Origin of the sequence: Bermanella marisrubri, from assembly GCF_012295615.1 — a bacterium.
GTDB classification, from domain to species: Bacteria; Pseudomonadota; Gammaproteobacteria; order Pseudomonadales; family Oceanobacteraceae; genus Bermanella; species Bermanella marisrubri.
In genome coordinates this window covers 3,088,654-3,108,015 of sequence record NZ_CP051183.1, presented here as the reverse complement: position 1 = coordinate 3,108,015, position 19,362 = coordinate 3,088,654, and the positions used below count along the sequence as shown (strand labels likewise).

Genomic DNA, 19,362 nt, shown 5'->3' with positions numbered 1-19,362 from the left:
AGGTGCGAAAAGTGACGAGCAGTATACCCGTCTCGGCTATAGCCTCCAAGGGAGGAGGCCATTTTCGGGTAACGTAGTAAATGCTTTAAATACGATCTTCGATCAGGCTATCGCTAGCGAATGCGTCTTGTGCAAAAGCCACTCGAGCAGCAGCGTCCCGATTTAGTATTGATCGATCAATCTTTTCAATTGGCTTCAAGCGATGCAGCAGGCCGACACCATTAGCGACTTGTATAGAAAGTCCAGGCCTGGCATTTAACTCTAAAAGCATGGGGCCACGGGTGTTGTCTAATACGATATCAGCACCTAAATATCCTAAGCCAGACATTTCATAACAACTGGCTGCAAGGGTGAGTAGTTCTTGCCAATGATCGACTTTGAGTTCACTCAAGGCTTGTCCCGTGTCTGGGTGAGTCAGAATACTCTTACCGTGTTGTACCGCATGTAATGGCTTCCCTGTGGCTATATCTAATCCCACACCAATAGCTCCTTGATGAAGATTAGCTTTGCCATCTGAGTCTCGTGTTGCAAGGCGCATCATGGCCATGACAGGAAAACCTTTGAAAATGATAACGCGAATATCAGGCACGCCTTCATGAGAAAACGACTTAAATAGAGGATTGAATTCGATCAGCCTTTCAATGATTGCCACATCAGGAGCACCCCCAAGACTATAAAGACCTGCCAGAATATTCGAAGCATGACGTTGTAAATCTTGCAAGCCGACGACCTGCCCGCTGCTCTTGCTAAAGTGTTGCTCGTCGACGCGTGAAAGTACCATAATGCCCTTGCCGCCACTGCCTTTTGCGGGTTTGATGGCGAACCCAGAGCAGCCTTCGAGTTTATTTTTCAAGTACGCAACATCATGCTGACTCTTTAGTGTCGTAATCAGCTCGGGCACTGGAATGTTCGCTTCTTCTGCAAGCAGTTTAGATTGTAATTTGTCATCGACTAAGGGGTACAAACGCCGTGGATTATATCGACTTATGTAATCGATATTACGTTTGTTCATACCGAGTATGCCGCGCTGTTTGAGTATCCATGGATAAATCATTGCGCTACTTACTCAATGCTTTGAAGCGAAATAGTTCTAACACTCTGTAACCTGTGTAGGAGCCGATCAATAAAATACAGGACAAAACGATGAACTGGATGCCAATGAAATTGAATGTCAAATGGCGAATCCATGGATCGTTCATCGCCCAGTAAACTAACACTGCGGTAAGTAAACTGCCGCCTCCTTGAATCATTACTTCTTTACCACCTTCTTCTTCCCAAAGGATGGACATTCGTTCTATGGTCCAAGATAAAATAATCATAGGGAAGAAAGTGATCTTTAAGCCTTCGGTTAAGCCAAGTTTGAACGCGAGAACGCTAAATAAACTAATGATTGCAATGACCGAAATGATGACAGCGGTTATTCGAGCAACGAGCAACAAGTTTAATTTCGATAGATAACTACGAATAAACAATCCTGCTGTAACCACAAGAATAAAGCCAACTAAGCCGGTTATAAGTGATGTTTGTATGAATGCCAGCGCAATGAGCACCGGCATAAATGTGCCTGACGTTCGAATGCCAATAAAGATTCTAAGAATACAAACGATTAAGGCGCCAATCGGAATGAGTAGAATTGTTTTAAACATAGCTTGCTCTTCAATTGGAAGGCTATGAATAGAAAAATTCATAAAATCGTATTGACTGGATAACGTTTGAGAAATGTTTGCGTAGGTTGATTCTTCTCGTTTGATCATCGAGAAGTGAATATCTGATTGGGTCCCTCCTGTTACCTCAATAATGGGCGATGCAACTTTTTGCCAAAGTAAAAAAGGCTTGTCAGCATGAGTACTATACTCAGAAAAAGAATCGGAGGGATAAAAGAATAGCTGGTGATCATCACCATTCCAAACTCTCAGCATGGGGACCAGAGATTGACGGCGTCGGCCATCCTCTAATTCCAAACCATAAATAATGCTGGCCGGGATGTTCGCTTTGTGCAACATTTTTGTAATAAGTACTGGCAAGGATTCATTATAATGGTTGCGTAATAAACTTATTTGCTGGTTTTCTTTTTCGAATTCAAATCGACTTAACAATTCACGAGTGAAACTGAAGTTATCTGACGAAGCACTGTAAACATCTGCGAGAATTGCGTCTGCCGTTTTATCAAAAGGTTGAGGGAGTGTGACGTAAGGAACTTTAGGAGCTTTAATTGTTTCTGCCTGCTCCTGCTCATTGACTAAAACTTCAGCTCGATAGAAAAGGGTCTGCTTGCCATTCGCATTACGGATGCTCCATTGTGCTTGCGGTCGATCACCATCCAAAAAGTGCAGTCCATAACCTGGAGAAGCAGCCGCTTCTTTCAATACCGTAAACCCTTCCTGATTTGGTGGTCGCGCCATACTTACTTTTACTGGTTTGTCTTCTGCCATGAATTCAACTTTAGCTTCAATTGACCAAATCGTTTTTGTTTCACCATACAAAAGCGGTACATCATATACCCAGTGACGCTGTAAAATCAGAACGATACCGACGATAAAAATCAGTAAGATAAAAAAGTAAAATGAAAGTCGAGAGGGAAATCCGAAGCGAGTCATTATTGTTTGTCTCCGGAATCTTTTGGCTTATATTTCGAATGTATGAACTCTCTACCCACATCAATAAGCGTAATGTCACGCAAGAATTCGCGACCAATCAAGATTGGGTAAGTCATTTGAGAGCGATCGGTCAAAGTAAATTCAGTATCGTAGCGTAGATCATTGCCTAGCTGCACAGTAAGAGAGACGACAGGACGTCGATCCGGCTCTGGACTTGATGATTGCTTGATTAACACATGGCGAATTAACTTTGCTTCAAGGCTAGCCGATTCAGATTCATCATCATGCTGCAATACAAAGCGAACCCAGCGTTCACTATCACGATCGAAGTACTCGATATCAACTGCACTAAGAGATGATGTTGCAGCACCGCTATCAATGCGGGCTTGGTAGTGGTGTCCAGGCGGAGATACATAGATCCACTCTTTAGAACCGACAATGGTTCGATTTTTATAGGCATCGTTACTTTGATCTGCGCTGCACTCGCTATTTAGAAACCCTGGAGTAGCCGCTATAATCCGCTCAAGTTGTTCATTCATGGTGTTTAATTGTTTTTGCTGTTCTTTTATCAGCGAAATTTCGAGTTTGTCGGTTGACTGTGATGAAGTACTCAATTGAGAACAGTGAGCTTTAATTTGCTCTGCGATGCTTGCATTGGTGACTGCAACATGTTCTTGGCTTGGCCAAACTGCACATCCAGAAATGGTCAGTGATAATGAACTGAGTGCGGCAATAAAAGCAGAACGGATGATCATACGAAAACCAATATTAAATAAAGATGCATATTTTAGAGGAAAATGCTTGCAGTCGCATTACGGCCCACAACAAACATATATAACGCCTCCATTAGATTGCTATTACGTAGAAAGTTTCAATATGAGTCAAATTTAAAAAGCTGTATGAGCCGGTATCGGTTTATTGCACATCGGCTTTGCGCAAGAGTACCAGCTCAGCTGTCTCTGAGCTGTTGAACTAGACTATAATAATAAAAAAACCAAGGTTACTTATGGTACGTTTCGTTCGTTTTTTTTTAATGCTGTTGGTAAAACTTCTAAGTGTATTGTTTTATCGTTTTAAGTTGAACTGGTTGAGCGAGGAACGATTTGATCGCTTCTCTGATGTCCAGCTTATTGTGTTTTTAAATCACACCAGTCTATTCGAGCCTTTATTCATAGGGGCCGCGCCGATTCCAGTATTATGGCGCTTAAGTGGGGACTTACTGGCACCTGGTGCAGATATCACGCTAAATGATCGACCTATTGCTGGTAAAATTTATCATAGTTTATTACCGGGCCTGATTCCGATTACGCGCAAGAAAGATGAATCATGGCACAACTTTATGAATCTTGTGACGAAAGATAATTTGGTTGCCATATTACCGGAGGGGCGTATGAAGCGTCGGGATGGTATGGACAAACATGGAAAGCCTATGACTGTCCGCGGTGGTGTGGCGGACATATTAGAAAAGAAGCACAAGGGTAAAATACTGTTCATATACAGTGGTGGCTTGCATCACATTCAGTCGCCAGGGCAAATTTTACCAAAGGTGTTCAAAGTGATTCGCGCGAATCTGCAAATAATGAATATTGATGAATACAAAGCCAGCCTTCCCTTTGAATTTGGTCATGATTTTCGTGACGAAGTGGTAAAGGATATGCAAAAGCGCTTAGATACTCATGTGCCATTAGAAAAGTAGTACTGTGACTTACTTCTCATTTTAATTCCTGATATAAATGGCGTTATATACCTAGTACGCAGATATCTCCGATGCCAGTCACTACTTATCGTTATACTCGCAACGCCGAGCGATACGCTAAATCTTTAGCCCGCAGTCGTTTTCGAACGCGACGTCTACCTGGATGGTTACCAGGAACTCAACGCAAAATTGCCATCCTAACGGAAGGGGACTCTTGGTTCGATTATCCTCTCAAGAGTCTGAGCAGTGGTATTGGATTTGTTTTGCGATTCTTTACGGGCTTGCAGGGGTTTGATGCAACCAGTAAGACTAATGTCATTGATTGTTTAGTTTCTGACTCGAGTCTTAATAGTACGACGTTACGAATCGAACGTAGTGGCGACCATGCTGACGAATTATCGGCGAAGACCAGTGATAAAACTCATGGCGTTATGGAAGAGCGTTTGCCGTCACCCACCTTGTATGCCGTGTTAAAGAACAAGGATATAGGCCAGAATCTGGATTGTATTTTACTCAGTGCCGGAGGCAACGACTTAATTAATCATATGCGTCGCCATGTAATGCAAGACTATTGTGGTAGTGCAGAGCAGTCCATAGACGTTCATGAGTTGAGGTCTATGGCTCAGCGTGTTGTTCAGCATTACCTCAATGCGCTGTTGTATCGGGATGAATTTGCTCCGCAAGCCCATGTTATTTGCCACAGTTATGCTTATCCCATTCACCTTTATAGCGGCACCAGTTTTTGCTTCGATATTAATGATATTGGGTTGATCTTAGGGCGTCTATTTAAGTTAATTGGTCATACATGGACGCGCCGAGCATTTGCCACAATTGGTGTTGATATTAATGAACAAGGACAGATTTTTACGAAGGACGACGCGAATTTACACGAGAGCTTCGATAAAAAAGGATGGCCCAGCAACCCTCAGGCAGTTGATGGAAAACGAATAGGCGTGCATGCAGAAAGAGCCTATGCCATTCGTCTTATGTTAGATGTGTTGATGGAGGAAATGTCTGAACTGCCAGAGTTATACCGCCAGCGAACGGGTCAAGACTTAGATCGATTCCATTACATCGACTTGCGCAACGAAGTACAAAAACCTGAGTATTGGGCTGACTTTATTCACCTTAATGATAAGGGTTGTACACAGGTAGTGAAACGCTTCTTGTCGGTGATTGAAAAACTGGACTTCGCTTAAAATGAAAAAGGGACCATGCGGTCCCTTGTTTTCAGAGTAGATAAATTTATTACGCTTTGCTCGCTATGTAATTCACTAGCAAAGGAACAGGTCGCCCAGAGGCTCCTTTATTTTTACCACCGCTGTGCCATGCGGTACCTGCAATGTCCAAATGAGCCCATTTTTGCCCTTCAGTGAAACGAGACAAGAAACACGCTGCAGTCGTTGCACCTGCTAAGCGGCCACCAATATTTGCGATATCGGCAAAGTTACTGTCTAGCAATTCTTGATACTCATCTTGCAGCGGTAGGCGCCATACCGCATCTTGGGAGACATCGCTCGCCATTTGCAGGTCGTGAGCCATTTCTTCATCTTGTGTGAACAACCCAGAATTTACGTTTCCAAGAGCCATCATGCATGCGCCAGTTAACGTGGCAATATCGACGATGCTGGCGGGTTTATAGGTTTCGATGGCGTATGTCAGAGCATCACAAAGGACCAGTCGACCCTCTGCATCCGTATTAAGGATTTCGATGGTGGTGCCGTTCATGGCAGTGACGATATCACCTGGCTTGGAAGCGTGACCTGCCGGCATATTTTCAGCTGCTGCAATGACACCGATGAAGTTGACCGGTAGATTTAATTCTACGATGGCAGCCATCGTACCCAGTACAGAAGCAGCGCCGCACATGTCGTACTTCATTTCGTCCATACCAGCACCTGGTTTCAAACTAATGCCGCCGGTATCAAAGGTAATGCCTTTACCTACTAGCACATGAGGAGCATCACCTTCTTTGCCACCCTTATACTCCATACAAATGAGTTTGCCAGGTTCAATGGAGCCTTTTGATACGCTCAGGAAAGAACCCATACCTAGTTCTTCCATTTTATCTTCGTCAAGTACTTGAGTGTCCAAGCGATCATGACCTGCGGCGAGTTGCTGTGCCTGTTCAGCCAAATACGAAGGAGTTGCAACGTTGGCTGGTAAGTCACCTAATCGTTTTGCTGTCATCATGCCTCGGGCAACGGCTTGGCCAAAGCTCACAGCGGTTTTCATTTCTTTTCCAGCGAGGATTTCAATGCCTTCAATACTTGGCTTTTTCTCTTCTTTTTTGCTTTTACACTCGTCGAATTTGTACACGGTGCCCTGCAGCGCGATGGCTAGCTGTTCGTGTAACCAAGCGGCATCGCGGCCATTTACTTTGATACCTTCTAAGCTGACGCTGGCGTTATAACTTGGGCTCGCCTTAAGTGCTGCCGCCGATGCGTTAAAGGCTTTGATTACGTCCTTTTCGTTGGCTTTGCCAACGCCTGTAACTATTAAACGGGGGCCATCGGCCTGAGGGATAGTGTGTGTTTCGCCCGCTTTACCCGAAAGGTCTTTGCTCTCTAATAACTTGCTCAGGAAACCGTTTAGCTTCTCATCAATATCTTTACCAGGCTGAAACAAGCTGTTGTCTTCTGCCACAAATAGCAGGATGGCGTTATTTTGACTTTCAGTGATTGATTTTTGATTAACCAGGAATTCCATTGTATCTCCAGTTGTGCCCAGTTTGGGTATGAGAAAGTTGACTGCTTAGGTAGTGCTGTAAGACTTTTTCAGGGATAATGTAAAGTCTACTGTAAATGGCCTATTTTTCCATTGCACACTGAGCAGAGCTAGATACAACTCAGTGCCTAAGATCTACAGTGATTATTGGGATCTTAAATTAAAAATACAAGGCTAATATCAGATACGCCTCACGGCTTGGATAACACTTAAGGTTTACGCTTGATTTTAACGCGGTATTTTCTTCGGGAGCTACTTACGTCGACATTTGTGATTACCGGCATTCTTATGCTGATAGTGACGAGTGCGCGTATGGTTATCCATCTGAATAAGGCGGTTGCAGGCATCATCCCCCCGGAGGCTGTGTTCTATACCATTCTTTACAACAGCCCTGGTTTTTTGCAGCTGATTTTACCTCTGGGTTTTTACATTTCTATTTTGCTGGTCTATGGCCGAATGCACAGTGAGAACGAAATGACGGTGCTGTATGCCACGGGCTTTGGCCCCAAGCAGGTGTTTCGTATTACCATGGCGCCAGTCACTGTGATGATGCTGTTGATTGGTTTCCTCAGTTTATATCTGGCGCCTACGGCAGCGGATAAGCTGGATCGTTATTTACAGGAGCAGCAGCAAGAGAGTGAATTTTCGTTCGTGACACCGGGCCGCTTTAATGCTCTTGGAAAAGGCGGTGAAAAAGTCTCTTATGCAGAGGATCTAAGTGCTGATCGTAAGCAAATGCAGCAAGTATTTATGGCCGATGGCAATGTACTCTTGTTGGCAGAATCGGGTCAGCAATTTGTAGATCCCAATAGCGGGTCACGGTATTTAGAACTCAACAACGGAAAGCGTTTTTCTGGGGTCCCCGGTGATCCTAATTTTGAGGCCATGAGTTTTGATCGCTACGCCGTTAAAATCGCGGAAGAAAGCGATGTGGCGAAAAAAGCGCGCTATGAAGCAGTTAGTACTATGGAGTTGTTAGATCGAGAGCATCGTGTTTATAAAGCACGTTTGCACTATCGAATTGGTTTGTTCATTCTTGTCCCTATTATCGTCATCATGGCCTTCCCGCTCAGCCATGTTAAACCCAGACAAGGACGCTACGGTAAAATGTTACCCGCAGTGGTTTTATACATGGTCTATTACACTACCTTGATCACCGCTCGAAAGTGGATGGAGCAAGGAGATACGCCAGAATGGCTAGGTCTTTGGTGGCTGCACGGTATCTTTTTGAGCATTGGTCTTATGCTCATGTATTGGCCAGTGATCCAGTTGAAGCGCCAAGCCAAAAAGCGTGCAGCGATTACGCCGGCTCCTGTAGGAGAGGGCCATGCGTAAGATAGATGCTTACATTCGAAGTTCCGTCATCAATTCTATTTTAGCCGTACTGTTCGTACTTGGCATGCTGGACTTGGTGATCGCACTCTTGAATCAGCTGGATAACCTTCGCGATACGTTTACGTTTGCTGATGCGCTTTACTATGTAGTGGCGTCGGCGCCTACTCGATTGTATGAAATGATTCCCATGATTACCTTGATTGGTTGTCTCGTGGGTTTAGGAAGCTTAGCGACTCATAGTGAATTGACCGCTATTCGTGCGGCTGGTGTTAGTACGGGCCGAATCATGCTCAGTACGATCAAAGCCAGTGCCATTATGATGGTTTTGAGTTTAGTCATGGGTGAATACATAGTGCCCGACTTAGAGCGCATGACCACGAGTTTTAGAACCATAGCGCTTGGAAGAGAAGTCGCAGTGACCAATGAAGGCAAAGGTCATTGGCACAAAGAAGGTAATAATTACATGCGCTTTGCTGCCATCGAGCCTAATGGCGTTCTGCATGGCATGACACTATATGAGTTTGATGAGAATAAGAATCTCACCAAAATGACCCATGCAAAGCGCGCGATTTATCAGCGTGAACATTGGAGTATGGAGAATGTTCGTATTACTCACATCGAAGATGTAAGGACCGAATACAAGGCCAAATCGATTGCACCGTTTGATACTGAGTTAACACCTGAGACCCTAAAGTTTGTGGCGCAAGAACCCAAGGATATGGCGATTTCTACTCTGTATAAATATGGCCAGTACTTGGATGCCCAAGGTTTGGGTGGCGGCGAGTTTAAACTCGCATTTTGGAAAAAGTTACTACAACCTATCAGTACCCTGGCTTTGGTGCTGGTTGGGATAAGTTTCATCTTCGGACCTTTGCGAAGCGTGACCATGGGTCAGCGACTTTTCACAGGAATTCTCGTGGGCCTTGTCTACAAAATTGTTGTGGATTTACTCGGCCCTATTGGCTTGCTAGTGGGCATTGGGCCCTTACTTGCGAACCTCATTCCTATTGGCTTGTGCATGATATGGGGCAGCTGGATGCTGCGACGTGCCGGTTAATAGCCTAATCTTATTTCAATTACATTCATTTCAATTTTGCAGTAGGTATTTCATGGATAAAGTTTATATTAGCGCTCAGCAGCTATTAGAAGACTCGTTCAAATTGGCTATTCAAGTATATGAGAGTGGTTTCCGCCCTGATTACATCGTTGGTGTGTGGCGCGGTGGTGCTCCAGTGGGAATTGCGGTTCAAGAGCTACTGCATGTATTTGGTGTGGAAAGCGATCATATTGCGATTCGTACTTCGAGCTATACGGGTATTGGCGAGCGTTCTAAAAAAGTACGTGTCCATGGCTTAACGTACTTGATCAAGCGTATCGAGAGTGAAGACAGTTTATTGATTGTAGATGACGTGCACGATAGTGGTTTGAGTATCGACCAAACCATCGTTGATTTGAAAAAAGCGTGTAAAAAGAACACGCCAGAGATTCGCGTAGCGACGCCTTACTACAAGCCTAAAAACAATAAGACGGATCGAGTGCCGGATTACTATATCCATGAGACGGATGAATGGTTGGTATTCCCCCATGAAATTGATGGCTTGACCACAGAAGAGTTGCGTAAGAATCGCCCAGAAATGGCTTACATAGCAGATCGCATCGACGCGTTAAAAGGCGAAGGTAAGTAATTACTTCGGCTTCCTTTCGTTCATCTGGCTTAGAGTATCCATCTAAGCCAGATATCATGATAGATCACTATCTTTAATAGACTTAAGCGTTTAGCTGACTATCGAGTCAAATTTCACCCTACGAGGTGAAGAAGCTCATTCCTGATCTTGCTCTAATATCCGTCCTAGTAAACTCACTAAGGACGCGAGATGATACTAAATATAAATTTACGCACTGTCGCCTTTGCTTCAGTTACTTCAATGTTACTTACCGCGTGCGGTGGGTCCTCTGATGATGATACAACTCCAACTGTTAACCTAGACGCCTATACCGACTTAACTTGGACCGCCGGAAGTGATGAACTCGTGGGTCTAACTTATCCACAAGGCGCTGAAAATGGCAATCTATTTGCGTTAAAGCGCAGCGAAGACAGCTCTGGAGCGCAATCTCATACACTGTTGCGTGGGGATAGTGCTACTAAAGAATTAAAAGCACTGACAGAAATCAACTTAGAGCAAGACTATTATCGGGATGTCTTGGCTTTGCCTATTACGGCGAATGTAAATGATGAGACTGTGAATACTGCGATAGTCGCTACCTGCGGCTATGCAAAGCAAAGCATTCTTGAAGGTGGTTCTGGCCCCAACGCGATGGGAGCGCGAAACATAGCACTGCCAGCTGAGCCACAAGACCCACAAGAACCAGCCCAATTAGAACTATATATTCCTGACATGGACATATCAGCCAGTATTGATCTAACAGACCAAGGATCTTCCTCTTTATCATTGATCAACTGTCACTCGATGGGTGGATTAACTGTTTTTGACCTGGCTAACAAATCAGAGGGCGCGAAAACGCAATATGTTGTTTCTTTGTATCTTCATGGTGAAAGTACGAGCTCTAGGTTTTCAACGTTTTACGTAGAGTTTCTTTATGATTATGGCACCAATGAAATCGATACGGACGAGCTTGATATTTATGAAGAAGACTCAGTGCTTTGGAGTAGTGCCGCTGTTGATGTGCTGGATTCGGGAAATTCGAAAGAATTCTACATACTCAGTACAAATGTAGAGGGCGAAACAGGTTTGTATGACTTTTATGATCAGGAACCGGTTTTTGGCACGGATGGCAATCCGTTTACTGGATCCACCGATGAAGGCGCAGACATACTGGATTTCATTAATAACGGAAACGATGTCTTCGCGGTATCGTCCAATCCTGGTTTAGTGGGTATTGATTTTACGGGTGACGACTATGTTGAATTATCAGCTGGCGATTACCAATATTGTATTGACGCGTTAGCGATTAATGGAGAAACCGCGTGGTGTCACGATTCAACCGAGCAAGGAAGCCTTATTGAATTTACTTTACCAGAGGTTCCTCAATCGGAAGCGCCTCCTGTGGTGGCTGCCGGTCTTTCTATTAATAAATCCACTTCTTATAAAGTATCTAAAGAAGAGGCTGAACAGATTAAAGCCGAACTTGAAGGTGCCGGAGCAGAAGTCGAAGTTAAGTAAATTGAAGTGACTTCCATTATAAAGCCAGCGTAAAAAACTGTGTTTATAGAGCCCTCAAACGAGGGCTTTTTTATTTAAATGTTTAACGTCTTAAAATCACCTAAGTGGGTGAAGAAGGTGTGTGGTTGATCTCATAAAGTGGTGGTGTTTAGAAATAAAGGAAACGTTCATGCAATACAACACGATTACCTCGTCAATCTTAGTCAGCATTTTTGCCGCATCACTTAGCGCTTGTGGTGGATCAAGTTCTAGTAGTGAAACACAAGATCCATCTAATCCAAGTAGTAATACTGGCAACGACAATAACGCAACATTAATCGATACAACTTGGTCAGCAGGCAATGATCGAATGCTAGGGCTAGCTTTTACAGGGTCTAATGACGCACCGACGATTACTATGCTAAAGGGAACACCTAAAGCGGGGCAGGATGGCGATATTTTTTCTGTTCGTACTTCTACCTCAGCTAACAATGAATTATCTGAAATAAAAAACATTGATAACCTCAATGACCGCACAGATCTTCAAGATCTGGAAGTGATAACAGCCAATGGCTCGGACTATGCGATCGCATGCCAAGACGGTGCAAATACTTCTGGATATGAGAAGTCAGCGAGCCTACATATCTTTAAATTATCCGATCCAGCTAAACTTAAAAAAATCGATGTAGAATTAATTAACGACTTTGAGATGAGGGCATGCAATAGCATATCGGCTTCATTTGGACAGGGTACTTCTACGGCAATGGAGGCCAAGGTATTCATGGTTGGCCAAAGTTGGATTGAACTACCTAGTGGTGGGGGTGAAAATAGAGAATCACTCGCCAAGGTTTTATTGACTATTGATACAGAAAAAGCAGTAGATGAAGTCAATGCTATTGACGTGGATGCAATCAGCCTAGAGCACAAAGAGTATTATAGCGACGCTATTTCATCAGTTACTAGTTGGAATAGTCATGTTTATTTCACAGTTTTTGACGATAGTGAGGGCACAAATATCTTAAAGTATATGAATACGGCTTTGACCTCTCCGACCGTAGAAGTGGTTGATGAAACTGTTTATGATCCATTTGTGAGTGGTACTGCTCAGTCTATGATTGTAAAAGATATGTTTATGATTCCCGCCACTTCAGCTACCGACTACGATACAATTTACTTGGTTTCGAGTTCTAGTGAATCTGGTATTGTCGTTGCTCGATATCGCAGAGATTTAAAACTGAGCGATGCAATGTCCCTATCAACGGATTCAGGTACGATAAACTGTTCCGATGTAATTACTGGTGTTGCCAATCAGGGTGTTGGGCAAAAGCTTTGGTGTCATGATGCGACGGATGCAGGTAAGATAATTGAAACACTTTCTCCAGTATCCTCTTAGCTTTCTGATCAATCGTAGCATTGGTTAAGAAGGGTCATAGATGGCCTGAGATCAGGTCATCTATTTTTATGGACGAATAAATTGAAGTCATTAATTGAGACAATTAAAACTAGACTGTCATCAGGTTGGGAATCACATCCTTTAGCTCAAGAAATCCAATGGGAACGACATAACTTGTTTATGAAAGAAGTTGGCTCTCGCATGGTCACTTCTGTTATCGGCGCAGTCCTTGTTGGTATGATGTTTTATTCATCTAGTTCAATTGAAATTCTGTGGCTATGGTTTTCTGCAATCACATTCGTTGCTCTTAATTCTTTTTTTATTATCCGATATCACCATAAAAACCCTCCTGAAAATCAAGGCCGTAATGACTTGCAATACGTAAGGATTTGGCATTGGTTAAATCTTTATTTGTCGATTATCTGGGGGATCTTGTGGGCTCTTACACCATTCCTTTTCTTTCCAGACGCTTCTCAGGTTCAAGTTTTGTCCGTATTGATGCTGGTGGTTGTATTAGTTTCAACGCCCTCTGTTACTATGGGTTGTTATCCTGATATTTATATCACCTTCTTAACCCCGGTCTTTTATAGCTTTGGCTGGCACTTGCTGGATGTTGATTTTGGTGATGAATGGTTGCCAATCATTATCGCGCCCTTCACATGGGTCTCGCTGGTTGTGTTCAGTATTATGATTCATCGAACTCATATGGAAGCCATTATCTTACGGCTTGAACATCATAGTTCTGAGAAATTGGCCCTTAGACGCAATCAAGCAAAGACTCGATTTATAGCCGTTGCGAGTCATGACTTAAGGCAACCTATACAAGCAGCTCGGTTATATGCAGAAGCGATGCAAGCAAACAGTCAGCTGCGCAATGATGATACTGTCAATCGTTTAACGGATAGCTTGCATAGTGCAAGCGGCCTGCTCGATCGCTTACTTGATATTTCGAAAATTGATGCAGGCGTTGTCGAGCTTCATAAGACTGTTCAGCCTATCGATGCATTGCTGCAACGCTTGATTTCTACTCATAGTATCCAGGCTGAGCAGAAGAACCTGAAATTACTAAGTGACATAACCTCTACACATGCGAACGTGGATGCCAACATAGTATCTGAGATATTGGACAATTTATTAACTAATGCTATTCGTTATACCCATAAAGGTAGTATTCACTTAAATGCCTACAAGAAAGATGATCAAATTATAATTGAGGTTCTTGATTCGGGTGTGGGTATGACCCGACTACAGATTGATGAAGCATTTGAGGAGTTTGTTCAATTTGAGAATCATGTGTTGACGCCAACACAAGGCATGGGGTTGGGGCTACCCATTGTTAAAAGACTATGTACATTACATGAGATTGAGTTAACCATAGATTCAGAAATTGAAAAAGGGACGTGTGTAAGACTTTCTTTACCAGCCAGCGATGTCAAGCAGTTAAAACCTGAAATAGAGCCTATACCATCGACACAAAGAAATTTACGCATATTGTTAGTGGAAGATGAAGAGCAGGTTGCAGATGCAATGTCTGCTGTATTAGTTAGTGTAAATCACGATGTATCGTTAGCAACAAGTTTGGACGAAGTACAACAGACTTTAACTTTGGATTGGCTGCCTCATGTTTTAATCACAGATGATCGGCTAGCTGATGGGAAAGATGCTTTGGATGTTATTGCGCTGGTGAAAAAGTCTCTGCCCGACATCTCTATTATTGTTATAACGGGAAATACATCGCCTGAAAGACTGCAGGTATTACGTAACAGCGGTCTAACGGTTTTATTTAAACCTGTTTCGTCTAAAGCAATTTATGAAGCTCTCGATCTTGTTTTAAATGGGATCGATTAGTCCTAACTCCCGGGCTTTGTTGATACAGGCAATTCGACTGTTTACATCCAGCGAATTGTACATTAATCGAACGTGAGTTTTGATGGTGTTTGTACTGACGTATAGTGCTTCTGCCATTTCTGAATTGGATAGACCCGATTGCATTAAACCCAAGATAATGCGCTGTCTGTTCGATAATAAAGATGTCTGTGTTTCTGATAAGTACTGGCAAGCTTCTTTAGGGTATGTTTTCCCTGCTAAAAGCGCTTCGATAGCTTCACGTATTTGTTGCATGCCTTCGGTTTTGCTTAAAAAACCTTTGGCCCCTGCATTAATGACACGTTGCTTGTTATGTTCATTAAGATTGCCAGAGCAGATTAGAATTGGAATGTTCTGACGATTTTGAGAGAGTATATCAAGCATAATCAATCCTGTTATCCCAATCATTTCTAAGTCTAGAATAATTAGATCGGGTTGGATTCTATCAATGCTCTCTAAAGCTTTTTTGGGATCAGTAAAAATATCAATTTGGCTATCATTAAAGAAGCCTTGCACCACAGTTCGCATCGCTTCAGCGAACATTTGGTGGTCATCAATAATAAAAATAATCATTTATGGTTTCGCATCGATACCGAACATCATACTAATAGATTAAATGTAACACAGGCAGCTATTTCCGCTAGCTACCTGTGTTAAAAAGACGTGTTGATATTAGGCTGATATTACAGGTTCAGTTCAGCTTTGATTTCCGCATACTGTTCAGCGCGTAAACGGGGGCCAAATTGGCTAACTACTTGGGAGCTAATGCGGCTCGCCAATTTGCCTGCTTGCGCAAAATCTAGGCCGTTGGTAATGCCATAAAGAAAGGCTCCTGCAAAATTATCTCCCGCTCCATTGCTATCAACGGCTTTCGCTGCAAATGGCTCAATGATGTGTTCTTGCTGGCCATCAAAAACCAACGCACCTTTTGCACCTCGAGTAATCGCATATGTTTTGGCCAACTTGCTTATAGCCTGCTTTGCGTCTTCAAGAGATTCGACTCCTGCGTACAACTTAGCTTCTTGCTCGTTGCAAAACAGAAGATCAACACCTCCATCTAGCATTTCTGTGATTCCATCTTTAAAGAACTGTACCATGGCGGGATCACTAAACGTCATGGCTGTTTTCACGCCTTTTTCTTCTGCTAGACGTTTACATTTTATGGCGGCGTCACGAGCACCGTCATTAGTGACCAAGTAGCCCTCAATATAAGCGTATTCACTTTGATGCAGTGCATCAGGGGTGATATGTTCATGATTGAGATCGGCAGTGATACCCAAATAGGTGTTCATCGTGCGCTCGGCATCAGGGGTAATCATAACCATGCACTTTCCAGTTGTGCCGTCTTCACGATCATCGCCAAGATTGGTATCAATACCTGCGCTGGTTAAGTCCTTGATGAAGAAATCACCAGTCTCATCATTGGCAACGTTGCAGCTGTAGAATGTTTTGGCTCCTAAATACTGGGCTGCGAAGATGGTGTTTGCCGCAGAGCCTCCACCAGCTCGGTTTTTTAAACCAAATTGGTCCATAAGTTTAGTCAGTAATGATTCTTGCTGAGCCTGATCTAATAAAGTCATTTGACCCTTTTCGATACCATTTTCGGCGAAAAACGCATCGCTCACTTCAAACTCTTTATCTACAAGGGCGTTACCTATGCCATAAACATGATACTGGGCCATGATGTTTCCTTTTCTTATTCGATGAAGACAATTGGCGAAGAAGTGTAGCAGGGTGTGAATCAGGTGGGAAATTGCCTCATGCCTTCGTTCATCAGGTCGGCTATACTGGCGCAATGAAAAAATCAGCAACTCGCAGTCGTTTTAGAACATTCTTATCTTGGAGCTTCAAGTTAGCCATCGTCGGCATGGTTATTTTGGGGATATTGCTTGCCTATCTTGATGCTCAAGTACGCAGTAAATTTGAAGGCAAACGCTGGGCGTTACCGGCTAAAGTCTATGCGCGTCCGATGGAACTATATCCGGGTTTGGATTTAAAGGCGAAATTCCTTATCCAAGAGCTGGAGCAGGTTGGCTACCGCCGTGTGCCTAATATTGTCGCCCCTGGCCACTACACTATGACGGGTAGTGGTGCAGATGTGGATGTGGATATCTATCGTCGTTTCTTCCCTTTGTTTGACGGCAATGAGGATGCCGCCCGAGTACGGCTAAGTATTCGTGGGCACCAAATAAAAGCTTTATGGGTGGATGGCGCGCCTGCTGATATTGCGCGGCTTGAGCCACTAATGATAGGTGGCATATATCCCAAACATAATGAAGATCGAGAGCTCATCCAACTTGAAGAGGTGCCACAGCTATTGATTGATACTTTGGTTGCTGTTGAGGACCGAGATTTCTACGATCATTTTGGCATTAGTCTAAAAGGCATTGCCCGAGCCATGGTTGTGAACATACAGCGCGGCGGGCTGGTTCAGGGTGGCTCAACATTAACCCAGCAATTGGTGAAAAACTTTTTCTTAACCCGTGAGCGTTCGCTTAAGCGTAAGGCTACTGAAGCATTAATGGCCTTGCTAGTTGAATTGCATTACAGCAAAGACGAAATTCTTGAGGCATATCTTAATGAAGTATATCTCGGGCAAAGTGGACGTAGAGCTATTCATGGTTTTGGTTTAGCCAGTCTACATTACTTTGGAAAACACATTTCCAATTTGAATGCCCCTGAGATGGCCATGCTTGTGGGTATGGTGAAAGGTCCTAGTGTTTATCACCCAAGGTATAAAACGGAAAACGCCAAAGCACGACGAAATGTTGTTTTAACCGTGATGAATGAACAGGGATTAATCTCCGACTATCAGGCTTTGCAGTGGACCAACCGCGATTTAAATATCGTTGAGTATAAACAGTATCAACAGGTTGAATATCCCGCTTATTTGGATTTGGTTCGCCGACAATTGCGTCAGGACTATGCCGAAGAGGATTTAACCAGCGAAGGTTTGCGGATCTATACGAGTTTGAATCCTATCACTCAGCGACAAGCTGAGCAGGCATTGCAAAAGCGCTTGAACCGGATTGAACAAGATTTTCGTCTTGAAACAGAGTTGCAAGGAGCCATGGTAGTAGCAAGCACACAAAGTGGCGAGATTGAAGCTTTGATTGGTGATCGTAACCCGCGTTATTTCGGTTTCAATAGAGCGTTAGATGCGAAGCGCTCTATCGGATCTCTTGCTAAGCCTGCGGTATATCTAACCGCATTGCGTTCCGGTCCGTTCAATCTAATATCCCCGATTGATGACAGCGAAATCGCTATTGCTGGTGCCCAAGGACAGATATGGGAGCCGCAAAACTATGATAAAGAAAGTCATGGTGTCGTGCCCTTATATCAAGCAATGGCCAAATCTTATAATCAGGCCACAGCTCGTTTGGGTATGAATGTGGGGTTGGCAAAAGTGAAGCAAACCTTTGCTGATTTAGGTGTCGAAGAAGGTGTGCCACCTTATCCCTCAATGCTGTTGGGTGCCTTTGAGTTGGCACCGATTGACGTTGCGCAAATGTATCAAACCATCGCTGCGTCTGGTTTTAAGACGCCACTTAAAGCTATTCGAGGCGTGACAACAGCAGATGGACAATTGCTGTCACGCTACGGGTATGAAGTGAAGCAAAGTATCGATAGTGATTCTATTTATTTGATTCAGCGTGCTATGCAGCAAGTGGTGAAAATGGGTACCGCTCGATATCTGAATCAGATTTACGATGAGCAACTGGGTTTAGCGGGTAAAACCGGAACCAGTGATAGTCAAAGGGACAGTTGGTTTGCTGGATTCAGCGGCGACACCTTGGGTATTGTGTGGGTGGGCAGTGACGATAACCGAGCTTTACCTATTACCGGGTCATCGGCAGCGCTACGGGTTTGGGCGAATACGTTTAGAGAGATCCCGTTAAAACCCTTGATGCCAATTCCTACTAAAAATATTGTTGAGAAGTGGGTGAATATCGAAGAAAACGCAGTGAGTGAAGAAGGCTGTGACGATGTCGTGCAATTTCCGTTTATCCACAATAAAATGCCACCCAATATCAGTGATTGCTCTAACCAAAAAGAGCAAGGCACGGGGTGGTGGTCACGTTTTTTTGGTAATGAATAAGCGTCAAAGCATAGGTGGTGCTTGGAGTAAAAATGCAAATTATTAAAGTAGTGTGTTTAAGCTGGTTGCTAGTGGTTTTGCAGGCGTGTTCACCCATTTCAATGCAACCAGAACAGGCGCAGCAAGCGAATGTTCTCGCGCAGTTACCAGATTGGTATCATCAATCGCTTGGTTACCAAGTTTATGGTGGAAATAATTATACTCAGCAACCTCCGGCACTTGCTCGACTAATGCAAGAAGCCGATGCGGCATTTATGCGTGGTGACTATGATCAGTGCCAAATCTTATTAGAGCGAGCTCAGCGTATTAACAGCCAAAATGCCAGTGTGTATATTCGTTTGAGCATGTTGGCATGGCTACAAAACAACGCACAACTGGCTATTCAAATGGCTCGCCGCGCATTGGTGTTTGTTGGTGATGATGTACAAGCACGACAAGAGGTTGAGCGCTTGATCCAAACTATAGAAGATCGTACTTACACCCTTTAA

At 43.6% G+C, this 19,362-nt stretch carries 16 protein-coding genes; 10 read left to right on the top strand and 6 right to left on the bottom strand.

Going from position 1 to position 19,362, the window contains the following annotated elements; all coding sequences use genetic code 11:
- Positions 1-85: 85 nt before the first annotated feature.
- The 3 genes from HF888_RS14460 to HF888_RS14450 are packed head-to-tail and all read right to left on the bottom strand — an operon-like array spanning position 86 to position 3,352.
- Complete coding sequence (locus tag HF888_RS14460; protein WP_007018312.1) at positions 86-1,054, bottom strand: alpha-L-glutamate ligase-like protein; 969 nt, start codon at positions 1,052-1,054, stop codon at positions 86-88.
- A gap of 4 nt (positions 1,055-1,058) precedes the next feature.
- Complete coding sequence (locus tag HF888_RS14455) at positions 1,059-2,597, bottom strand: inactive transglutaminase family protein (protein WP_007018311.1); 1,539 nt, start codon at positions 2,595-2,597, stop codon at positions 1,059-1,061.
- Positions 2,597-3,352 carry an ATP-dependent zinc protease family protein gene (locus HF888_RS14450; protein ID WP_007018310.1) on the bottom strand — a complete coding sequence of 252 codons (756 nt, stop codon included), beginning with the start codon at positions 3,350-3,352 and terminating at the stop codon, positions 2,597-2,599. Before HF888_RS14450 ends, HF888_RS14455 begins: the two co-directional genes overlap by 1 nt.
- Positions 3,353-3,603: 251 nt before the next feature.
- On the opposite strand from HF888_RS14450, the gene HF888_RS14445 reads away from it, so the two are divergent.
- Both HF888_RS14445 and HF888_RS14440 read left to right on the top strand, forming a co-directional pair.
- Complete coding sequence (locus tag HF888_RS14445) at positions 3,604-4,293, top strand: hypothetical protein (RefSeq protein WP_007018309.1); 690 nt, start codon at positions 3,604-3,606, stop codon at positions 4,291-4,293.
- 71 nt (positions 4,294-4,364) lie between these two features.
- Positions 4,365-5,492 carry a hypothetical protein gene (locus HF888_RS14440; protein WP_007018308.1) on the top strand — a complete coding sequence of 376 codons (1,128 nt, stop codon included), beginning with the start codon at positions 4,365-4,367 and terminating at the stop codon, positions 5,490-5,492.
- A gap of 49 nt (positions 5,493-5,541) precedes the next feature.
- Here the strand turns inward: HF888_RS14440 and HF888_RS14435 are convergent, their stop codons facing one another.
- Positions 5,542-7,002 (bottom strand): leucyl aminopeptidase, encoded by a 1,461-nt coding sequence (locus tag HF888_RS14435; protein ID WP_007018307.1) that lies wholly within the window; start codon positions 7,000-7,002, stop codon positions 5,542-5,544.
- Positions 7,003-7,242: 240 nt separating this feature from the next.
- Between HF888_RS14435 and lptF the strand changes: the two genes are divergently transcribed.
- The 6 genes from lptF to HF888_RS14405 all read left to right on the top strand — a co-directional run bounded on the left by lptF (position 7,243) and on the right by HF888_RS14405 (position 14,757).
- Positions 7,243-8,355, top strand: coding sequence for an LPS export ABC transporter permease LptF (gene lptF, locus HF888_RS14430; protein WP_040297885.1), 1,113 nt, complete (start codon positions 7,243-7,245; stop codon positions 8,353-8,355).
- The gene (gene lptG / locus HF888_RS14425; protein ID WP_007018305.1) at positions 8,348-9,412 is read left to right on the top strand and encodes an LPS export ABC transporter permease LptG; all 1,065 of its coding nucleotides are present in this window, start codon (positions 8,348-8,350) and stop codon (positions 9,410-9,412) included. The genes lptF and lptG overlap by 8 nt, the downstream gene beginning before the upstream one ends.
- 52 nt (positions 9,413-9,464) lie before the next feature.
- Positions 9,465-10,040: a phosphoribosyltransferase gene (locus tag HF888_RS14420; protein WP_007018304.1), complete on the top strand. Its 576-nt coding sequence runs from the start codon at positions 9,465-9,467 to the stop codon at positions 10,038-10,040.
- A 189-nt stretch (positions 10,041-10,229) separates the two neighbouring features.
- A complete protein-coding gene (locus tag HF888_RS16575; protein ID WP_007018303.1) occupies positions 10,230-11,537 on the top strand; it encodes a ribosomal protein L7/L12 in 1,308 nt (435 codons plus the stop codon).
- Between the two features lie 169 nt (positions 11,538-11,706).
- Positions 11,707-12,909 carry a hypothetical protein gene (locus tag HF888_RS14410; protein ID WP_007018302.1) on the top strand — a complete coding sequence of 401 codons (1,203 nt, stop codon included), beginning with the start codon at positions 11,707-11,709 and terminating at the stop codon, positions 12,907-12,909.
- Positions 12,910-12,990: 81 nt separating this feature from the next.
- Positions 12,991-14,757, top strand: coding sequence for an ATP-binding response regulator (locus HF888_RS14405; protein WP_133308488.1), 1,767 nt, complete (start codon positions 12,991-12,993; stop codon positions 14,755-14,757).
- Here HF888_RS14405 and HF888_RS14400 read toward each other — a convergent pair.
- Both HF888_RS14400 and HF888_RS14395 read right to left on the bottom strand, forming a co-directional pair.
- Complete coding sequence (locus HF888_RS14400; protein WP_168367075.1) at positions 14,740-15,348, bottom strand: response regulator transcription factor; 609 nt, start codon at positions 15,346-15,348, stop codon at positions 14,740-14,742. The genes HF888_RS14405 and HF888_RS14400 overlap by 18 nt on opposite strands.
- A 110-nt stretch (positions 15,349-15,458) precedes the next feature.
- Positions 15,459-16,457 (bottom strand): adenosine kinase, encoded by a 999-nt coding sequence (locus HF888_RS14395; RefSeq protein WP_168367074.1) that lies wholly within the window; start codon positions 16,455-16,457, stop codon positions 15,459-15,461.
- Positions 16,458-16,570: 113 nt separating this feature from the next.
- Between HF888_RS14395 and mrcB the strand changes: the two genes are divergently transcribed.
- Both mrcB and HF888_RS14385 read left to right on the top strand, forming a co-directional pair.
- Positions 16,571-18,874, top strand: a complete 2,304-nt coding sequence (gene mrcB / locus HF888_RS14390) for a penicillin-binding protein 1B (RefSeq protein WP_007018629.1) — start codon at positions 16,571-16,573, stop codon at positions 18,872-18,874.
- A 32-nt stretch (positions 18,875-18,906) separates the two neighbouring features.
- The gene (locus HF888_RS14385; RefSeq protein WP_007018630.1) at positions 18,907-19,362 is read left to right on the top strand and encodes a tetratricopeptide repeat protein; all 456 of its coding nucleotides are present in this window, start codon (positions 18,907-18,909) and stop codon (positions 19,360-19,362) included.

Bases quoted from the DNA above. Each gene is read 5' to 3' on its own strand.
- HF888_RS14460 (WP_007018312.1), bottom strand. From the start codon at position 1,054: ATGATTTATCCATGGATACTCAAACAGCGCGGCATACTCGGTATGAAC.
- HF888_RS14455 (WP_007018311.1), bottom strand. From the start codon at position 2,597: ATGACTCGCTTCGGATTTCCCTCTCGACTTTCATTTTACTTTTTTATC.
- HF888_RS14450 (WP_007018310.1), bottom strand. From the start codon at position 3,352: ATGATCATCCGTTCTGCTTTTATTGCCGCACTCAGTTCATTATCACTG.
- HF888_RS14445 (WP_007018309.1), top strand. From the start codon at position 3,604: ATGGTACGTTTCGTTCGTTTTTTTTTAATGCTGTTGGTAAAACTTCTA.
- HF888_RS14440 (WP_007018308.1), top strand. From the start codon at position 4,365: ATGCCAGTCACTACTTATCGTTATACTCGCAACGCCGAGCGATACGCT.
- HF888_RS14435 (WP_007018307.1), bottom strand. From the start codon at position 7,002: ATGGAATTCCTGGTTAATCAAAAATCAATCACTGAAAGTCAAAATAAC.
- lptG (WP_007018305.1), top strand. From the start codon at position 8,348: ATGCGTAAGATAGATGCTTACATTCGAAGTTCCGTCATCAATTCTATT.
- HF888_RS14420 (WP_007018304.1), top strand. From the start codon at position 9,465: ATGGATAAAGTTTATATTAGCGCTCAGCAGCTATTAGAAGACTCGTTC.
- HF888_RS16575 (WP_007018303.1), top strand. From the start codon at position 10,230: ATGATACTAAATATAAATTTACGCACTGTCGCCTTTGCTTCAGTTACT.
- HF888_RS14410 (WP_007018302.1), top strand. From the start codon at position 11,707: ATGCAATACAACACGATTACCTCGTCAATCTTAGTCAGCATTTTTGCC.
- HF888_RS14400 (WP_168367075.1), bottom strand. From the start codon at position 15,348: ATGATTATTTTTATTATTGATGACCACCAAATGTTCGCTGAAGCGATG.
- HF888_RS14395 (WP_168367074.1), bottom strand. From the start codon at position 16,457: ATGGCCCAGTATCATGTTTATGGCATAGGTAACGCCCTTGTAGATAAA.
- mrcB (WP_007018629.1), top strand. From the start codon at position 16,571: ATGAAAAAATCAGCAACTCGCAGTCGTTTTAGAACATTCTTATCTTGG.
- HF888_RS14385 (WP_007018630.1), top strand. From the start codon at position 18,907: ATGCAAATTATTAAAGTAGTGTGTTTAAGCTGGTTGCTAGTGGTTTTG.